At 62.5% G+C, this 14,067-nt stretch carries 16 protein-coding genes; 13 read left to right on the top strand and 3 right to left on the bottom strand.

The annotated features are described in order from the left end of the window. The first annotated feature begins 77 nt into the window (after positions 1-77). The gene (gene ychF / locus ACUYMZ_RS14495) at positions 78-1,163 is read left to right on the top strand and encodes a redox-regulated ATPase YchF (RefSeq protein ID WP_426003485.1); all 1,086 of its coding nucleotides are present in this window, start codon (positions 78-80) and stop codon (positions 1,161-1,163) included. Positions 1,164-1,281: 118 nt separating this feature from the next. On the opposite strand, the gene ACUYMZ_RS14490 is transcribed toward ychF, so the two are convergent. Beyond that, positions 1,282-1,410, bottom strand: a complete 129-nt coding sequence (locus ACUYMZ_RS14490; protein ID WP_426003484.1) for a hypothetical protein — start codon at positions 1,408-1,410, stop codon at positions 1,282-1,284. Between the two features lie 108 nt (positions 1,411-1,518). On the opposite strand from ACUYMZ_RS14490, the gene ACUYMZ_RS14485 reads away from it, so the two are divergent. The 8 genes from ACUYMZ_RS14485 to ACUYMZ_RS14450 all read left to right on the top strand — a co-directional run bounded on the left by ACUYMZ_RS14485 (position 1,519) and on the right by ACUYMZ_RS14450 (position 8,544). After that, a complete protein-coding gene (locus ACUYMZ_RS14485) occupies positions 1,519-2,031 on the top strand; it encodes a DUF1877 family protein (RefSeq protein WP_426003482.1) in 513 nt (170 codons plus the stop codon). A gap of 56 nt (positions 2,032-2,087) precedes the next feature. Further along, positions 2,088-2,201: a helix-turn-helix transcriptional regulator gene (locus tag ACUYMZ_RS14480; RefSeq protein ID WP_481604046.1), complete on the top strand. Its 114-nt coding sequence runs from the start codon at positions 2,088-2,090 to the stop codon at positions 2,199-2,201. 15 nt (positions 2,202-2,216) lie between these two features. Next, on the top strand, positions 2,217-2,531 hold the full coding sequence (locus ACUYMZ_RS14475; RefSeq protein WP_481604044.1) for a nucleotidyltransferase family protein: 315 nt from the start codon (positions 2,217-2,219) through the stop codon (positions 2,529-2,531). A 38-nt stretch (positions 2,532-2,569) separates the two neighbouring features. After that, a complete protein-coding gene (locus ACUYMZ_RS14470) occupies positions 2,570-2,977 on the top strand; it encodes a HepT-like ribonuclease domain-containing protein (RefSeq protein WP_481604042.1) in 408 nt (135 codons plus the stop codon). Between the two features lie 172 nt (positions 2,978-3,149). Next, positions 3,150-4,832, top strand: coding sequence for a peptide ABC transporter substrate-binding protein (locus ACUYMZ_RS14465; RefSeq protein ID WP_426003476.1), 1,683 nt, complete (start codon positions 3,150-3,152; stop codon positions 4,830-4,832). 126 nt (positions 4,833-4,958) lie between these two features. Continuing rightward, the gene (locus ACUYMZ_RS14460; RefSeq protein WP_481604040.1) at positions 4,959-5,888 is read left to right on the top strand and encodes an ABC transporter permease; all 930 of its coding nucleotides are present in this window, start codon (positions 4,959-4,961) and stop codon (positions 5,886-5,888) included. Next, the gene (locus ACUYMZ_RS14455; protein ID WP_426003472.1) at positions 5,878-6,822 is read left to right on the top strand and encodes an ABC transporter permease; all 945 of its coding nucleotides are present in this window, start codon (positions 5,878-5,880) and stop codon (positions 6,820-6,822) included. Before ACUYMZ_RS14460 ends, ACUYMZ_RS14455 begins: the two co-directional genes overlap by 11 nt. Positions 6,823-6,834: 12 nt before the next feature. Further along, entirely contained in the window at positions 6,835-8,544 is a 1,710-nt protein-coding gene (locus ACUYMZ_RS14450) for a dipeptide ABC transporter ATP-binding protein (RefSeq protein ID WP_426003471.1), read from the top strand. Positions 8,545-8,690: 146 nt separating this feature from the next. Here the strand turns inward: ACUYMZ_RS14450 and ACUYMZ_RS14445 are convergent, their stop codons facing one another. Further along, complete coding sequence (locus ACUYMZ_RS14445; RefSeq protein WP_442425067.1) at positions 8,691-9,542, bottom strand: SGNH/GDSL hydrolase family protein; 852 nt, start codon at positions 9,540-9,542, stop codon at positions 8,691-8,693. A 283-nt stretch (positions 9,543-9,825) separates the two neighbouring features. On the opposite strand from ACUYMZ_RS14445, the gene typA reads away from it, so the two are divergent. Continuing rightward, complete coding sequence (gene typA, locus ACUYMZ_RS14440; protein ID WP_426003467.1) at positions 9,826-11,742, top strand: translational GTPase TypA; 1,917 nt, start codon at positions 9,826-9,828, stop codon at positions 11,740-11,742. A gap of 25 nt (positions 11,743-11,767) precedes the next feature. Further along, complete coding sequence (locus ACUYMZ_RS14435) at positions 11,768-12,148, top strand: hypothetical protein (protein ID WP_481604037.1); 381 nt, start codon at positions 11,768-11,770, stop codon at positions 12,146-12,148. Here the strand turns inward: ACUYMZ_RS14435 and ACUYMZ_RS14430 are convergent. Beyond that, positions 12,145-12,402, bottom strand: coding sequence for a putative acetyltransferase (locus ACUYMZ_RS14430; protein ID WP_481604035.1), 258 nt, complete (start codon positions 12,400-12,402; stop codon positions 12,145-12,147). The two genes, ACUYMZ_RS14435 and ACUYMZ_RS14430, sit on opposite strands and share 4 nt — an antisense overlap. A gap of 134 nt (positions 12,403-12,536) precedes the next feature. Here ACUYMZ_RS14430 and fdxA point away from each other — a divergent pair, with 134 nt between their 5' ends. Then, positions 12,537-12,863: a ferredoxin gene (gene fdxA, locus ACUYMZ_RS14425; RefSeq protein WP_018776555.1), complete on the top strand. Its 327-nt coding sequence runs from the start codon at positions 12,537-12,539 to the stop codon at positions 12,861-12,863. A 14-nt stretch (positions 12,864-12,877) separates the two neighbouring features. Beyond that, on the top strand, positions 12,878-14,026 hold the full coding sequence (gene dapC / locus ACUYMZ_RS14420; protein ID WP_481604032.1) for a succinyldiaminopimelate transaminase: 1,149 nt from the start codon (positions 12,878-12,880) through the stop codon (positions 14,024-14,026). Positions 14,027-14,067: the final 41 nt, after the last annotated feature.

The following is a 14,067-nucleotide window of genomic DNA, read 5'->3' as shown; positions in this document are numbered from 1 at the left end:
TACGGCCCGCCCCCTTGGCACGTCAGGTCCGGTTCCGGCAAGCAGGCAAACCACCGTTCCGGGTAGAATCAATGCTCGTGGCTCTTACTATTGGCATCGTCGGACTGCCCAACGTCGGCAAATCAACCCTTTTCAACGCACTGACCCGTAACCAGGTGCTTGCTGCGAACTATCCCTTCGCAACCATCGAACCGAACGTCGGCGTCGTGAACCTTCCGGACCCGCGCCTGGCGAAGCTGGCCGAGATCTTCGGCTCCCAGCGTCTGCTGCCGGCACCCGTGTCGTTCGTGGACATCGCCGGAATCGTCAAGGGCGCCTCGGAGGGCGAAGGCCTGGGCAACAAGTTCCTTGCCAACATCCGTGAAGCAGAAGCCATCGCACAGGTCGTCCGCGTGTTCGACGACCCCGATGTTGTCCACGTGGATGGCAAGGTGGACCCGCGCTCGGACATGGAGACCATCAACACGGAGCTGATCCTGGCCGATCTCCAGACCATCGAAAACGCCATTCCGCGCATCGAAAAAGAAGTCAAGATCAAAAAGCGCGAGGCGGCGGAACTCGCCGCCATCAAGGCAGCCCAGGCTGTGCTCGAACGCGGCGACACCATCTTCTCGTCCATCAAGAGCGACAAGCTGGAGATGGGACACCTCAAGGAGCTCGGGCTCCTGACCGCCAAGCCCTTCATCTATGTCTTCAACGCCGACGAAGGCATCCTTGGCGATCCTGCCAAGCAGGACGAATTGCGTGGGCTTGTTGCTCCCGCAGATGCGGTGTTCCTCGACGCCAAGCTCGAGGCCGACCTCGTTGAACTGGACGAGGAAGAAGCCAGGGAAATGCTGGAAATGAACGGGCAGACGGAGTCCGGACTGGACCAGCTGGCGCGCGTTGGTTTCCACACCCTGGGTCTCCAGACCTACCTCACCGCAGGTCCCAAGGAAACCCGCGCCTGGACCATCCGGCAGGGTGACACCGCGCCGCAGGCCGCCGGTGTGATCCACTCAGACTTCCAGCGCGGCTTCATCAAGGCCGAGGTTGTCTCCTTCGACGACCTCATCGAGGCAGGGTCCATGGCCGAAGCCAAGTCCCGCGGCAAGGTCCGGATCGAAGGCAAGGAATACGTCATGGCCGACGGCGACGTGGTGGAGTTCCGCTTCAACGTCTAGTCAGGACCGGGGCCATTTGGGCGCCGACAACTCAGCAGGCCGCAGGTCAAGGAGTCTCACCACTCTAAGGCCTGCGGCCTTTGCTGTCGGGTCGAGCCGACGCCGACAGACGTGTCTCCTAGGAGTTCTTGGGTTTTTCCTCGGAGGTTGTTTTCGCGTCAGGCTCGGGAATGTCGTGGACCTTTTTCGGGATCTTTCCCTCGACGTCGGCAGGAACCGGGGGATCTTTTTCTTCGTCTGCGGACATGTGCCAAGCATAGTGGGGTCGGTTCGCGAGAGGCCGCTCAGGTGAGAGTTATTCACATACGCCTTTTGGCCTGTTCCTTTGCACTATCCGGCTTTGCACACTTGGCATATGGGAATCAGATACTACGCATATGCCTTCGACGGCGATGTTACCGACCTTGCGCTTGCCGATCCGAGACGTTTTCTATCGTCGGATCCATTAGCCGACGCTTGGGGCCTTGAGAGTGCGGACGGGGTCACTATCGCCACGTTCAAACAGTCCGTGCCTGAGTGCGACATGCTCTATTTGGATAAGGCGTGGCGGCAGCTACAAGCATGCACAGCGCCTCTCGCACCTGGAATGGAGGCGAGACCTGCATTTCGCATGTTCGAAGGCCAAGTAACAATGCATTACGACGGATGGGACTCATGGTTGCGCGTTCTCACGCCGGGGGAAATGGAGGCGGTGTCCCAGGACCTGAATCGCATCTCTGAGAACGATCTGAGGCAGCGGCTACCCGCTGTATCGCGCGCTGACCAAGAATCTGAGGTGAGCTATGCAGCTCATTACCTGCAGCAGGCGAAGAGCTTTGTCTCGAACCTTGTTACGAGCGGGCGCGGGATGGTGTATCTGATCGGATGAGCGAGAACTTGGCTTCCGTCATGCCGGTTGAACATATCACGCGATATCATTTTGGAGTGACCAATGTCGTGCGGGAACTTCGGGAAGCGGCAGGACTCAACCAGGCAGAGCTGGCATCCCGATCCGGCGTGGCCCAGCCCAACATTGCAGCCTACGAAGCTGGTCGGTGAAGGGCGTCAGCGCAGATGGTTGAGTGTCTGGGAGCCGCTGCGCGCCCCTTCCCGCATGAAGCCCTCGACGCCCACCGCCGAGAATTGATTAACCTGACCGGCTGCTTCGGACTCAGCAATCCGCGTGTCTTCGGCTCAGTCATTCGGGGCACCGACCGTCCAGGCAGCGACATCGACATCCTCGTCACACGATCGCCCGGGGTCGGATTGTTGACTGTCGCGGCGTTTGCCGCGGAAGCAAGTGAATTGCTGGGGGTGGAAGTTGACGTCGTCACCGATGGCGGATTGCGTGAAGATCACGAAATCCTGACTACCGCCGTCGCCCTATGAATTAAAGGGACGCAGCCGCACTTGGGGAGATCGTTCGTTTGTGTGTCGTCGCGGGTGCCCTCGCCAGGTGTGGCCGCGCCTGGTACATCGGCGATGCTGAGAATGTGCCGGGACTGGCGGCTGAATCGTTGATTATCAAAATCGGCGAAAACGTCGCACGTTTGAGTGTTTACACGACCAATTCATACCCTGAGGTTCCGTGGTCGCTGATCAAGCGGATGCGGGATCGCCTCGCACATCACTACGAGGGCACGGATGGGACACCCTTGTCGCCGACCTCTGCCAACGATCCAGAATCTCATCCGCTCGATTACCTAGTTCCGGGCCAGTCGAATCTCATGGGTCCGAAACCGGGTTCAATCTTGCCCAAAATCTTTGTTGTCCTGCTGTCAGACAGCGAATGTTACCACCGGGTAAGGTTTGACTTGAAATTCCCGGCAATTTAGGCATCTGGAGGTTGCGGAACGGTTACAGTTTGGCCAGCATGTTCCAACATCCGGACGCAATGTGGGTAGGCTTACACTCACATGTAGGCAACGTCACAGTAGGAATCTGTGCCTTGCCTGGGGGACATCACGAATTTCCCCTGTCCAACTCCACGACTCCATAGGAGGCGGAATGCGTTTCTCGCGCACTTCCAAAGCTCTAGGCGTAGCGGCGATCATCGCCCTCGCAGCGACCGGTTGCGGCGGCGGCTCCGGCAGCAACACGAACACCTCAGCCGCAGGAGACCCCAACAAGGTCATCACCGCATACAGCAATGAACCCCAGAACCCGCTGCTTCCGGCCAATACCAACGAGGTGTACGGTGGCCGCGTCGTAGAGCTGCTGTTCGAAGGCCTGCGCGCGTACGACGCAGACGGCAAGCCGGTCAACGCCCTGGCGGAATCCATCGAAACCACGGATTCCCAGACCTGGACCATCAAGGTCAAGGAAGGTGCCAAGTTCACCAACGGCGAGGCAATTACTGCCAAGACCTTTGTTGACTCCTGGAACTTCGCTGCCCTGAGCACCAACCTCCAGAACAACGGCTTCTTCTTCGAATCGATCGAAGGCTACGCAGACGTCAGCGCCACCACCGAAACCACCGGTGCCGACGGCAAGAAGACCTCCACTCCGGCGCCGACGGCCCAGACCATGTCCGGCCTGACCGCTACCGACGACCAGACGATCTCTGTCAAGCTGACCCAGCCTGAAGCAGACTGGTCCCTTCGCCTGGGCTACTCGGCTTTCTACCCCCTTCCGTCGGAGGCCATCAAGGACCCGAAGAAGTTCGGCGAAAACCCGGTGGGCAACGGCCCGTACAAGTTCGAAAAGGAAGGTGCCTGGGTCCACGACCAGTCCATCTCCCTGGTCAAGAACGCTGACTACAACGGCCCCCGCGCTCCCAAGAACGGTGGCGTGACCTTCAAGTTCTACACCGATCCGGGCCCGGCCTACACCGACCTGCAGGCTGACAACCTGGACGTCACCGACGTCCTGCCGTCGAACGCCCTGAAGACCTACACCACGGACTTCCAGGACCGTAACTCCACCAAGCCGGTGGCCAACAACTCCACCCTGAACATTCCGGGCTACAACCCGAACTTCCAGGGTGAAGCCGGTCTCCTGCGCCGCCAGGCGCTGTCCCACGCCATCAACCGCGACGAGATCACCAAGGTCATCTTCAACGGCACCCGTACCCCGGCCACCGAGTTCACGGCTCCCGTGCTGGACGGCTACAAGAACGACATCCCGGGCAGCGACGTCTTGAAGTTCGACGTCCAGAAGGCCAAGGACCTGTGGGCCCAGGCTGAGAAGATCAAGCCTTACGACGGCTCCAAGCCGCTCCAGATTGCTTCCAACACCGACGGTGGCAACAAGGAATGGATCGACGCCGTAGCGAACGGTTTCAAGAACAACCTCGGCATCGACGCTGAAATCCAGCCGTTCGCCAAGTTCGCTGAAGTCCTGGACCTGCGCAAGTCGCAGTCCCTCCCCGGCCTGACCCGCGCAGGCTGGCAGGGTGACTACCCGTCGCTCTACAACTTCCTCGGCCCGGTCTGGGCAACCAACGCCTCCTCCAACTACGAGAAGTACTCGAACCCTGAGTTCGACAAGCTCCTCAAGGAGGGTCTGGCAGCCAAGACCCCTGAAGATGCAAACGCCAAGTTCAACCAGGCACAGGAGATCCTCTTCAAGGACCTCCCCGGCCTGCCGCTGTGGTACCAGAACCGCCCGATCGTGTGGAGCAACAACGTTGTCTCAGCTGAAACCGGCTGGAATGGCGGCATCCTCTACTACAACATCGCGGCCAAGTAATCCCCAGGATCTGAACTTGCCGTAAGGCATTGGGGGCCCGGCCTGGCGCCGGGCCCCCAATTGCTTGCCCCGGCAGGAAGGCAAACATGACACACCAACACCCGTCCAGAGAAAGGGGGGTGAACCGTGGTCCGCTACATTCTGCGTAGGCTCCTCCAGGTGATTCCCGTCTTCCTGGGAACCACCCTCCTCGTTTACTACATGGTGTTCGCCCTGCCCGGCGACCCTATTGCGGCCCTCTTTGGCGAACGCCAGCCGCCGCAGAGCGTCATTGACGCGCTCCGTGCCCAGTACAACCTGGACCAGCCCTTCTGGGTCCAGTACGGAATCTTCCTGAAGAACGTTTTCACCTTCAACCTCGGCGTGGACTTCACCCAACAGCCCATTGCCGACGCGTTGGCACGTGCCTTCCCGGTCACGGCCATGCTCGCCATCGAGGCTTTGATCATCCAGGCGGTGTTCGGAATCGCTTTCGGTGTTTTCGCCGGACTCCGCAAGGGCAAGCTGTTCGACTCCACAGTGCTGATCGTTTCCCTCGTGGTCATCGCCGTCCCCACCTTCGTCCTTGGCTTCGTCTTCCAGTTGGTCTTCGGTGTCCAGCTCGGCTGGGCCAGGCCAACGGTTGGTGCGAACGCGGACTGGGGCAACCTGATCCTGCCGGCGGTGGTCCTTGGCCTCGTGTCCTTCGCATATGTACTCCGCCTCACCCGCGCCTCCGTGGGTGAGAACATGAACGCCGACTACGTCCGCACGGCCACGGCCAAGGGGCTCTCCCGCCCGCGCGTCGTCATGGCCCACATCCTGCGGAACTCGTTGATTCCGGTGGTGACCTACCTCGGAGCCAACCTGGGTGGCCTCATGGGTGGAGCCATTGTCACCGAAGGCATCTTCAATGTTCCCGGAGTGGGCAACAAGCTCTTCCAGGCCATCCAGCGCAGCGAAGGACCCACCATCGTGGCAATCGTGAGCGTCCTGGTCCTCGTCTTCGTTGTGACCAACCTCCTGGTTGACCTCCTGTACGCCTGGCTTGACCCGAGGATCCGCTATGACCAGTAATACTGAACACTACGTTGCCCCCATCGACGAGACGCCGCTTCAGGCCACGGATTCCGTCAAGACGGACCATGCGCCCTTGAGCCTGTGGGCAGATGCGTGGCGCAAGCTCCGCCGTCGCCCGATGTTCATCGTCTCGTCGTTGTTGATCCTGCTGTTGACCACCATTGCCATCTTCCCGGGCCTGTTCACCAGTGTCGCTCCGAATAACGATTGCCAGCTGGCAAATTCGGAGGCGGGTCCCACCGAGGGACATCCGTTCGGGTTCACCCTCCAGGGCTGCGACGTCTACTCGCGGGTTATCCACGGTACCCAGGCTTCCCTGGCGGTTGGTGTCCTGTCCGTGCTCTGCGTGGTCATCATCGGCGTCACGCTGGGTGCACTGGCCGGCTACTACGGCGGTTGGCTTGACGCCGTCCTGGCCCGACTCGGTGACATTTTCTTCGCATTGCCGATCATCCTCGGTGCCCTGGTGGTGACCCAGTTGCCCTTCTTCCGGGAGAACCGGGGCGTCTGGACAGTGGTGATCACCATATCCCTGTTGGCGTGGCCGCAGATGGCCCGCATCACGCGTGGTGCGGTGATCGAGGTCAGGAATGCCGACTTCGTCACGGCGGCCCGTTCGTTGGGCGTTTCGAAGTTCGGTGCCCTGCTCAAGCATGCGCTGCCCAACGCGTTGGCTCCCGTGATCGTCCTTGCCACCTTGGAACTCGGTGTCTTCATTGTCCTTGAAGCAACGCTGTCCTTCCTGGGCGTGGGGCTGCCCCTCAGCGTCATGTCGTGGGGCAATGACATCTCTGCGGCCAACGCCTCGATCCGCACCAATCCGGGCATCCTTCTTTACCCGGCCGCCGCACTGTCCATCACCGTCCTGAGCTTCATCATGCTTGGCGACGCCGTCCGCGATGCTCTTGATCCCAAGAGCCGTCAGCGCTAAAGGAGGCGAACAATGACATCAGCCAACATCAGCATTGATGAAGCAACTGCGCAGGTACGGCCCATCCTGGAAATCAAGGACCTCGCCATTACGTTCAAGACCGGCACGGGAGACGTGCAGGCGGTCAAGAACGCCCACCTGACGATCATGCCGGGTGAGACCGTCGCCATTGTGGGGGAGTCCGGTTCAGGCAAATCGACGACGGCGCTCGCCGCCATCGGCCTGCTGCCGAACAATGGCCGGGTCTCGGGAGGGCAGATCCTGCTCGACGGCGAGGACATCGCCAACGCGCCGGAGAAGCGGATGATCGAGCTCCGTGGCAGCCACATCGGCATGGTTCCGCAGGACCCCATGTCCAACCTCAATCCCGTGTGGAAGATCGGCTACCAGGTGCGGGAGACCTTGCGGGCCAATGGTCGTCCGGACGGCCCCGAGGATGTTGCCCGCGTCCTGGCCGAAGCGGGCCTGCCCGACGCCGCGCGTCGTGCCAAGCAGTACCCGCATGAGTTCTCCGGTGGCATGCGCCAGCGTGCCCTGATCGCCATTGGCTTGAGCTGCCAGCCCAAGCTGTTGATTGCCGATGAACCCACGTCCGCCCTGGATGTGACAGTCCAGCGCAGGATCCTGGACCACTTGGACACCATGACCACCGAGCTGGGTACTTCCGTCCTGCTCATCACGCACGACCTCGGCCTTGCGGCCGAACGTGCTGACAAGGTGGTGGTGATGTACCGGGGCAACGTGGTGGAAGCAGGTCCCTCACTGGAACTGCTGCGCAACCCCCAGCACCCCTACACCAAGCGCTTGGTGGAGTCCGCTCCGTCGTTGGCGTCCCGCCGCATCCAGGTTGCCAAGGAGCAGGGGGTGGAGGCCGAAGACCTCCTTGCGCCCGTGGAGGCAGCGGAGCAGGCGGCTGCGGACGATGTCCTGCAGATCCGGAACCTGCGCAAGATCTACAAGCTGCGCCAGGGACTGGGCCAGTCGGCCGACTTTGCGGCGGTGGACGACGTCAGCTTCAACGTCAGGCGTGGCACCACCACCGCGATCGTGGGCGAGTCCGGTTCCGGCAAGTCCACCGTGGCCAAAATGGTGCTCCAGCTGGAAAAACCAACAGAGGGGTCCATCGTCTTCGACGGAGTGGACACTGCAGGTCTGAAGGGCAAGGAGCTCTTCAAGTTCCGGCGGCGGGTCCAACCGATCTTCCAGGACCCGTACGGTTCGCTGGACCCGATGTACAACATCTTCCGGACCATCGAGGAACCCTTGCGGATCCACAAGATCGGCAACAAGGCCAGCCGTGAAAAGAAGGTCCGTGAGCTGCTGGACCAGGTGGCCCTGCCGCAGTCGATGATGCAGAGGTATCCGAACGAGCTCTCCGGAGGCCAGCGGCAGCGTATTGCCATTGCCAGGGCCCTGGCTTTGGATCCCGAAGTCATCATCTGCGATGAAGCCGTGTCTGCGCTGGACGTCCTGGTCCAGGCGCAGGTCCTCAACCTGCTGGCGGAACTCCAGGACAACCTGGGACTGACGTACCTGTTCATTACCCACGACCTCGCAGTGGTCCGGCAGATCGCCGACCACGTGTGCGTCATGGAGAAGGGCAAGCTCGTGGAAACGGGCACCACGGACGATGTCTTCGACAATCCGCGCCAGGCCTACACCGAGGCACTGCTGGATGCCATCCCCGGTGGTTCCCTGCTGCTTCCCCCGGCGGTGGCCTGACCGGCGTCGTACTTCACGGACGCCGCATCACAGCGAAGAGCCGGTGGTCCCCGAAAGGGAACCACCGGCTCTGGCATTTAAGTGTTGCGGGGCCCGCAACAGGCGGGTCGACGACGACAAAGCCCGCAGAGCAGGCCCAACAACGGCTACTGGCCGGCCGCCGGGGCGTCGGTTTCGGGCCGCGGCGACAGGCCCAATGAAGCCAGTTGGCCGGCAAGGACCTTGCCAAGCTTTTCGTGCCCCGAGGGTTTCATGTGCACGGCGTCCTGGAGGTCCGCGACGGCGTCGTACCGGGTCAGCCAGTCACCAGCGCTGACGAACGGAATGGAATGCTTCGCTGCGATCCTGCCCAGCAGCGCATCTACCTCGGTACGGCGCCCGCCACCGTTGGCCGCACCGCGGGCGAGTGTCCCGATCATGGCCATCCGCGCGCCGGGGTAACGCTTCTTGAGCGCGGCAATGAGCCGCTCGGCGTTGCTGGTGACCTGGGCATCCGTTGCCTTTTGGGAGGCGTCGTTGCCGCCACCCTGCAGGACGATCAGCGGCGGGTTGCCGTAAGGCAGCAGCCAGTCGCCGCGCTGGAGGGCGTCGATGTAATTGCCGGTCTTGCCGTTGGAGGCCACAAAACCCGTGCCGCCCATGCCCACAACGTGCAGCTTGTAGCCGAGCGCCGCAACGCCCCGCTGCGGCCACGAGTCCTGGGGCATGGCCTGCGAGTCACCGATCAGCACTGCCGTGTGTTCCACATCGGCCAGGACAATCTCGTTCCGGTTGTTGGCGGGGTTCTTGTACAAGCTGCCCACGGGCAGCTCACTTGCTGCAGGGCTGCTGGGGCTCGTTACGGGTTTGCCCGCGGCAGCAGTGGCGGCCGCGGCCGGCACAGCGGAACGGGTGGGGGAAGGCGGGGTAGTGGCCGGGTTCGATCCGCAGCCGACCAACAGGACGCCGGCGGCGACCAGGGGTGCGAGCATGCGGAACGCGGCCGAAGCTTGTCGCATCGATGGTCTCCGTGTGGCACTGGTTTCTGCAGCCATCATGGGGCAACGGACCGGAAAAATCCAGTATCTGGACTTTGGGGTTACCAAAGAGTAACGGGCAGTGAGCCGGGCCACATTTAACAGCGGTTTCCCTTGCTTTTTAGGCTGATAAATGCAGGTGCGTTTAGAATTGCATCAGGTGCCCTGTGTCCCGGGGTCTTTTCGTTGTGTGTTCCGATCAGGTGATCAGGTATGCGCGCGGATCAAAACAGCTGACTTCACCACTGAAACGAGTCATAAACGCATGTCTGAAACTACCGTTAACACTGCGTCGCGGAGCGATCTGCGCAACGTCGCGATCGTCGCACACGTTGACCACGGCAAGACCACCCTGGTCGATGCCATGCTCAAGCAGACCAACTCCTTCGCCGCCCACGGCGAAGTTGAGGACCGCGTGATGGACTCCGGTGACCTGGAGCGCGAAAAGGGCATCACCATCCTCGCCAAGAACACCACGGTCGCCTACAACGGCCCGTCGTCCAACGGCGAGACCATCACCATCAACGTCATCGACACCCCCGGCCACGCCGACTTCGGTGGCGAGGTGGAGCGCGGCTTGTCCATGGTTGATGGCGTCGTGCTGCTGGTGGACTCCTCCGAGGGTCCCCTCCCGCAGACCCGCTTCGTGCTGCGCAAGGCCCTTGCCGCGCACCTGCCGGTGATCCTCCTGGTCAACAAGACCGACCGTCCCGACGCCCGCATCGACGAGGTTGTCCACGAGTCCATGGACCTCCTCCTCGGGCTGGCTTCCGACCTCGCGGACGAAGTTCCGGACCTGGACCTGGACAAGGTGCTGGAAGTTCCCGTGGTCTACGCTGCTGCCAAGGTTGGCCGCGCTTCCCTGGACCAGCCGGCCAACGGCTCCGCTCCCGAGAACGAGGACCTCGAGCCGCTGTTCAAGACCATCATCGAGCACATCCCGGCTCCGACCTACAACCCGGACGGCGTGCTGCAGGCGCACGTGACCAACCTGGACGCCTCGCCGTTCCTTGGCCGCCTCGCCCTGCTCCGTATCTACAACGGCACCCTCCGCAAGGGCCAGCAGGTTGCCTGGGCCCGCCAGAACGGTGAACTGAAGACCGTCAAGATCACCGAACTCCTGGCCACCAAGGCCTTGGAGCGTGTTCCCGCTGAGTCCGCAGGCCCGGGTGAGATCGTCGCCGTCGCTGGCATCGAGGACATCACCATCGGTGAAACCCTCACGGACGTGGAGAACCCCGAGCCGCTGCCGCTGATCACCGTGGACGACCCCGCGATCTCCATGACCATCGGTATCAACACCTCTCCGCTGGCCGGCAAGGTCAAGGGCGCCAAGGTCACCGCCCGCCAGGTGAAGGACCGCCTGGACAAGGAACTGATCGGTAACGTCTCCATCAAGGTCCTTCCCACCGAGCGTCCTGACGCCTGGGAGGTCCAGGGCCGTGGCGAGCTCGCGCTCGCCATCCTGGTTGAGCAGATGCGCCGCGAAGGCTTCGAACTGACGGTCGGCAAGCCGCAGGTAGTCACCAAGATGGTCGACGGCAAGCTGCACGAGCCTATGGAACACATGACCATCGACGTGCCCGAGGAATACCTCGGCGCAGTCACCCAGCTCATGGCTGCCCGCAAGGGCCGCATGACCAACATGGCCAACCACGGCACCGGCTGGTGCCGCATGGAATTCATCGTTCCTGCCCGTGGCCTGATCGGTTTCCGCACCCGGTTCCTCACGGACACCCGCGGTGCCGGCATCGCAGCGTCCATCTCCGAAGGCTACGAGCCGTGGGCCGGTCCGATCGAATACCGCACCAACGGTTCGATGGTTGCCGACCGCGCCGGCGTTGTCACTCCGTTCGCCATGATCAACCTGCAGGAACGCGGCTCCTTCTTCGTGAAGCCCACCTCCGAGGTCTACGAGGGCATGATCGTGGGCGAGAACTCCCGCGCCGATGACATGGACGTCAACATCACCAAGGAAAAGAAGCTCACCAACATGCGTGCCGCTTCCTCGGATTCCTTCGAAAACCTGACCCCGCCGCGTGAGCTCACGTTGGAGGAGTCCCTGGAATTCGCCCGTGAGGACGAGTGCGTCGAGGTTACGCCGGAGGACATCCGTATCCGCAAGGTCATCCTGGACGCCAACGAGCGCGCCAAGGCCAACCGCGCCCGCGCCAAGGCCTGACGGCCGGCTGCCAAGGGACTACTGCATGAAGAGGAGGGTCGTCAGCGCCCGCGGCATCGCCGTGGCCGCGCTGGCGGCCCTTTTCGTTGCCGTAGCGGGGACTGCCCTGCACCGGCAGACGGTCCTGCTGGCCGGCGTCGATGTTCCCTGGGGTGTTGGGGCGGCACTGCTGCTGCTTGCCTCGGTGGAGCTATGGCTGGCAGCGTGGTCGCGTTCGGTGATCCCGACGGCGGTAGCCGGCCTGGGCACGTACGCGGCGGTTGGCGTGGTCTCGTCTTCCGGCCCTGCCAAGCAGTTGGTGCTGGGCGACGTGGCGGGGAACAGTTGGGTGTTCGGGATCGCCGTGGTGACTTTGGCCATGCTGGTGGTCGCCGGCCGGCTCCGCCCCCGGGCCGCCGGAAACTAGCGGCCGCCGCGGCTGCGCTGGATCGGTTCGCGGCGGGCAGGCGGAGGTGGTACCTCCTTGGCGGCGATGACGGCCGGCAGCGGAATGACGACGTCGGCAGCCCGGGTCCGCACGGTGACACTGCTTTCCGTCGTAGCCACCACATACCCCAGCGCATCGGTGAGGCCGTCTTCGACGCGGTAGCGGACCACCACGCGGATGCCCGGCTCTGCGGTAAGCAGGAACTGTCTGGGTGGCAAATGCGGGGGAGTCACCGTTTCATACTAAGTCGCCGGCTAGGTTGGCGTCACAGGCCTGTTGGATAATAGGGTCGGAAGTTGAATGCCCGGCATGCTGCCGGCAGTATTACCCGGCCGTCGCCGGGACAAACCGTTGAGAGGTCTGGGACGTGACGTACGTAATCGCGCAGCCGTGTGTGGATGTCAAGGACAAGGCATGTATTGAAGAATGCCCTGTCGACTGCATTTACGAAGGTGAGCGTTCCCTCTACATCCACCCCGATGAGTGCGTTGACTGTGGCGCCTGCGAGCCTGTGTGCCCCGTGGAAGCCATTTACTACGAGGACGACACCCCGGAAGAGTGGGCTGACTACTACAAGGCCAACGTCGAGTTCTTCGATGACCTGGGCTCGCCGGGCGGTGCAGCAAAGATCGGCAACACCGGCAAGGACCACCCGTTCATTGCCGCTTTGCCGCCGCAGAACCAAGACCACTAAGGGCGGTTGCATCCTTGATCTCCGCGGCACCCGCCTTCGGCCTTAACCTGCCCGACTACCCGTGGGAGGCCATGGCGCCTTACGTTGCCACGGCGTCCAAGCACCCCGGTGGCGCAGTGAACCTGTCCATCGGTACGCCGGTGGACCCCACTCCCGGACTCATCCGGGACGCCCTCGCAGCAGCATCGGATGCCCACGGATACCCGACCGTGCACGGCACCGAACCCCTGCGGCAAGCCGTGGTGGACTGGTTTGCGGCCCGCCGCGGCGTTCCCGGCCTGGATCCCCGCGATGTCATGCCCACGGTTGGTTCCAAGGAGCTGGTCGCATGGCTGCCGTTCCTCCTGGGACTGGGATCCGGTGATGTGGTGGTCAGGCCAACAGTCGCCTATCCGACCTACGACATCGGAGCGATGCTGGCCGGTGCCACCGCTGTTGCGGCAGACAGCCTGGATGAACTCGATGCCGCCACCCGGGCCAAAGTGCGGCTGGTATGGATCAACTCGCCTGGCAACCCCACGGGCAGCGTCCGTGATGCCGCGTCCTTGCGGGAGATTGTTGCCCAAGCACGTGAAGTGGGCGCTGTGGTGGCGTCGGACGAATGCTATGCGGAGCTTGGCTGGGGGGAATGGGATGCGCAGCGCGGGGGAGACGCCGTGCCCAGCATCCTCGACCCCCGTGTTTCCGGTGGTTCCACCGACGGACTCCTGTGTGTCTACTCCTTGAGTAAGCAGTCCAACCTTGCCGGCTATAGGGCCGCTTTCGTAGCCGGTGACTCCGCGATCATGGCCAATCTGGTCAACAGCCGCAAGCACGCCGGCATGATTGTGCCTTTCCCTGTCCAGGAAGCCATGCGTGTCGCCCTGGGCGACGCCGCTCATGTACTGGCCCAAAAGGACCTGTACCGGGGCCGTCGTGAGCGGATCGTGCCCGCATTGGAGAAATTCGGGCTGACCATCCACCAGTCCAAAGCGGGGCTGTACCTGTGGTCCACGGCCGGTGAGGCAACGTGGGACACGGTTGCCCGGTTTGCCGATCTGGGCATCGTGGTGGGGCCCGGGGTTTTCTATGGTGATGCCGGGAACGGGTTCATCAGGGTTGCCCTCACAGGAACCGATGAGCGCATCGACGCCGCCGTGGAGAGGTTGAACGCAGCCTCATAACAATGCTGTGACTTGTGACACAAAGTGCGCCATTCCGCCAG

It is taken from the genome of Arthrobacter sp. T572 (assembly GCF_056780115.1).
This window is presented reverse-complemented; position numbering and strand designations above follow the sequence as displayed.